We start from the raw sequence: 3399 nt of genomic DNA on the forward strand, positions 1-3399 counted from the left end.
CACCGCAGCCGCTGCCTGGCACCGCAGCCGCTGCCTGGCACCGCAGCCGCTGCCTGGCACCGCAGCCGCTGCCTGGCACCGCAGCCGCTGCCTGGGCACCGCAGCCGCTCCGTGGTCGCGGCCGTGCCCGGCGGTGTTTCGCCGTGCGGGAAAGCGGACTCCGCAGCCGGTCGTGGCTGCGGAGCCCGCCCCGCCCGCCCCGCCCGCCCCGCCCGCGGCGTCGGCGCGTCGGCGGCGTCGGTCCGGCGGCGCGGGCGGCCCCGCGAAGGCCGGGAACCGGGACGGACGGCCCGGCCCGCCCGGCCCGTCCGCCCGGCCGTCCCGTCCGCCCGGCCGTCCCGTCCGCCCGGCCCGGCCCTCCCGCGTCCGTCCCGTCCGCCGCCCGTCCGCCCGTCTGTCCGCCCGTCTGTCCGCCCGCGTCCCGTCCGCCCGCGTCCGTCCGTCCGCCCGTCCCGTCCGCCGTCCGCCGTCCGCCGTCCGCCGTCGGTCCGTCCCGCCCGTCCGCCCGCGTCCGTCCCGCCGGTCCGTCCGCCGGTCCGTCCCGCCGGTCCGTCCCGCCGGATCGCCGGCGGTGGTGCGGGCGGTGCCGGCGTGGGGCGGGCGGTCTCGAGCCGGGTGCGAGTGGTTCTCGAGCGCTGCGGCCGAGCGTGGCCGCAGGGCGAGGGAGGATGACATGAGCGGTGTGCAGGCCTGCCGGGCCGTGCTGCGGGTGGAGCGGGGCGAGGCCAGCGAGGAGGAACTCGCCGCCGTCGCGGTGACGCTGCTGTCCGTGCTCGCCGGGCGGGGTGCCCGGCGGCGTGCGGCGGCGTTCGGGGTGCGCCGGGCGGGGTGGGAGCGGGCCGTGCCGTTCCGGGCGCCGCACAGCTGGCGCTGAGGCGCCGGGGGCGTGACGGCGGGGGCGATCGTCGGCCAAATCTCACCACCACTCTAACAAACCGCTTGCGCGGTTTGTTAGAGTGGTGGTGTTCAGGGGTGGTGTCCGCCGAACGGCAGCGTCCGCGTCGACGAGTGGAAGGGAGACGTTTCGTGGTGACGGTGAGGGATCCCCGCGCGCACGGCGCGGCGCCGGAAGGCGCCCGGGGAGGTGCGGCCGAGCTGCACGAGATCCGTGCTCAGGCGTTGGCCGGCCCCAGCGGGAAGGCGACCGGGGCGCAGCATGCCAAGGGCAAGCTGACCTCCCGGGAGCGCATCGAGCTGCTGCTGGACCCGGGCTCCTTCAACGAGGTCGAGCAGCTGCGCCGGCACCGGGCCACCGGGTTCGGCCTGGAGGCAAGAAGGCCCTACACCGACGGTGTGGTCACCGGCTGGGGCACGGTGGAGGGCCGTACGGTCTTCGTCTACGCCCATGACTTCCGTATCTTCGGCGGGTCGCTCGGCGAGGCCCACGCCACGAAGATCCACAAGATCATGGACATGGCCCTCGCGGCCGGGGCCCCGCTGGTGTCGCTGAACGACGGCGCCGGCGCCCGGATCCAGGAGGGTGTCCCGGCGCTGGCCGGGTACGGCGGCATCTTCCGGCGCAACGCCCGGGCCTCCGGTGTCATCCCGCAGATCAGTGTGATGCTCGGTCCGTGCGCGGGCGGCGCGGCCTACAGTCCCGCCCTCACCGACTTCGTGTTCATGGTCCGCGGGACGTCGCAGATGTTCATCACCGGCCCGGACGTCGTCAGGGCCGTCACCGGCGAGGAGATCACCCACAACGGCCTGGGCGGCGCGGACGTGCACGCCGAGACCAGCGGCGTGGCCCACTTCGCCTACGACGACGAGGAGACCTGCCTCGCCGAGGTCCGCTACCTGATCTCCCTGCTGCCCTCCAACAACCGGCACAACCCGCCGGCCGTCGCGTGCGAGGACCCCGCCGACCGGTCCTGCGACGCCCTGCTGGATCTGGTGCCGGCCGACGGCAGCCGCCCGCCCCTACGACATGGCCGAGGTCATCGAGGAGATCGTCGACGACGGCGACTTCCTCCAGGTCCACGAGGGCTGGGCCCGCAACATCATCTGCGCCCTGGCCCGTCTCGACGGCCACGTCGTCGCCGTCGTCGCCAGCCAGCCGCAGACCCTCGCGGGCGTCCTGGACATCGGGGCCAGCGAGAAAGCCGCCCGCTTCATCCAGATGTGCGACGCCTTCAACATCCCCCTGGTCACCCTCCTGGACGTCCCCGGCTTCCTGCCGGGCGTCGGCCAGGAACACGGCGGGATCATCCGCCACGGCGCCAAACTGCTGTACGCGTACTGCAGCGCGACCGTGCCCCGGATCTCCCTGGTCCTGCGCAAGGCCTACGGCGGCGCCTACATCGTCATGGACTCCCAGTCCATCGGCGCCGACCTCACCTACGCCTGGCCCACCAACGAGATCGCGGTGATGGGCGCCGAAGGGGCCGCGGGCGTCATCTTCCGGCGCCGGATCGCCGAGGCCGCCGACCCGGAGGCCATGCGCGCCCGCCTGGTCAAGGAGTACCGGGCCGAGCTCATGCACCCCTACTACGCGGCCGAACGCGGCCTGCTCGACGACGTCATCGACCCCGCCCGCACCCGCGAGGTCCTCATCCGCTCCCTGGTCATGCTGCGCACCAAGCACGCCGACCTGCCCTCCCGCAAGCACGGCAACCCCCCGCAATAACGGAGCACCCCGATGGTCAAACAGGAACGCGCGCTCCGCACGCGCGAGGCGCTGATCAAGTCCGCCGCCGTCATCTTCGACCGGGACGGCTTCAGCGTGGCGTCGCTCACCACGATCAGCAGCCGGGCCGGTGTGAGCAACGGGGCGCTGCACTTCCACTTCGCCAACAAGGCCGCCCTCGCGGGCGCCGTGGAGGACGCGGCCGCGCACCGGCTCGGCCAGATCACGCTGCGGGACCACGGCGAGGCGGACAACGCCCTGCAGTGCCTGGTGGACGCCACCCACGACCTGGCGCGCGGGCTCAACGACGACGTGGTCCTGCGGACCGGCTTCGAGCTGAGCGGTGATCACGTCTACGTGGCCAGGCGCAACCTCAGGCACCAGTGGCGGCAGTGGGTCGAGGAAACACTCCAGCGCGCCGACGCGGAAGGCCACCTGCACGAGACGGTGGCCCCGCAGGACGCGGTGATCACCCTCGTGGCGGCCACCATGGGCTTGCAGTCGCTGGGGGCGCGGGATCCCGTATGGCTCTCGTGCCGGACCCTCACCCGGTTGTGGCAACTGCTGCTGCCACGGCTCGCCTCCGCACCCACCCTCGGACGGCTCACGCCGGAGGGACGCGGAACCCGGACCGCGCGGCCCCCCGACACCCCCGGCCCCTGAAGCGACCGGAACACCTTCCGAACGCCCAGAGCCCCGCGCCCCGGAGCGGCACACCGAACCCACCGCCCCACCCACCCCACCCTGCCCGTCCCCGCCCCCGCCCGGGGCGGGGA

The 3399-nt window shown here is 74.3% G+C and carries 2 protein-coding genes and 1 pseudogene; all 3 read left to right on the top strand.

Annotated features, from left to right (window positions below; genetic code table 11):
- Window positions 1-673: 673 nt before the first annotated feature.
- Window positions 674-874, top strand: coding sequence for an acyl-CoA carboxylase epsilon subunit (locus ACFU53_RS46600; protein WP_384006334.1), 201 nt, complete (start codon window positions 674-676; stop codon window positions 872-874).
- A 161-nt stretch (window positions 875-1035) separates the two neighbouring features.
- A pseudogene (locus ACFU53_RS46605) lies at window positions 1036-2623 on the top strand (acyl-CoA carboxylase subunit beta).
- Between the two features lie 12 nt (window positions 2624-2635).
- A complete protein-coding gene (locus ACFU53_RS46610) occupies window positions 2636-3286 on the top strand; it encodes a ScbR family autoregulator-binding transcription factor (RefSeq protein ID WP_384006336.1) in 651 nt (216 codons plus the stop codon).
- Window positions 3287-3399 lie beyond the last annotated feature (113 nt).

This window comes from Streptomyces sp. NPDC057474 (assembly GCF_042802555.1).
Taxonomy (GTDB): Bacteria; Actinomycetota; Actinomycetes; order Streptomycetales; family Streptomycetaceae; genus Streptomyces.